Below are 528 nucleotides of genomic sequence, written 5' to 3'. Positions count from 1 at the left end.
TGTTGTTGATTTTTAGTCTGTTGCTGATGTGAGCGAATGATATAGCTGCTAAGCAGAAAAATCGCCATTAATGCGAATGTCGCCAATGTCCGATTTGCGACAAACTGAGTTTGTAAAATGGCCTGCTGGCCCTCCGGCATGATCAATATGCCAGACCAGACGAATAACAAACTGATCAAAAACGTTATGCTTAATCGACGAAGACTGCCGCCAGCACTAGCCAGCATAAGGATAGGGGTATATAGAATACCGTGCGCAAAACCCGGGACCGTTAAACGGTCTGCCAAAAACACCAGAATCAGCAATAGAAAAAGCAGTCCATCAAATATCGAACTGTTTAAAAAACGGCTTAGGCTCTGACTCATATATAGATGACTCCAGTCATCCAGCTCTGGGTGACGAAAAAGCAATGAACCTACGAATATACGTTATTAAAAATTAACGTCACATGTTTTAGGATTTGTTTATATTTATTGCTGCCTTGTTAGGCGAAAAAATAGTCTCAAGCAGTGGTGGATATGAAAGATA

The 528-nt window shown here is 41.1% G+C and carries 1 protein-coding gene; it reads right to left on the bottom strand.

Annotated elements, in window-relative coordinates; translation table 11 throughout:
* Positions 1 to 365, bottom strand: a 365-nt coding sequence (locus B3182_RS08890; protein ID WP_292752441.1) for a hypothetical protein, incomplete at its 3' end; no start/stop codon positions are given.
* Positions 366 to 528 lie beyond the last annotated feature (163 nt).

The organism is Methylophaga sp. UBA4204 (assembly GCF_002379485.1).
Taxonomy (GTDB): domain Bacteria; phylum Pseudomonadota; class Gammaproteobacteria; order Nitrosococcales; family Methylophagaceae; genus Methylophaga.
This window is presented reverse-complemented; position numbering and strand designations above follow the sequence as displayed.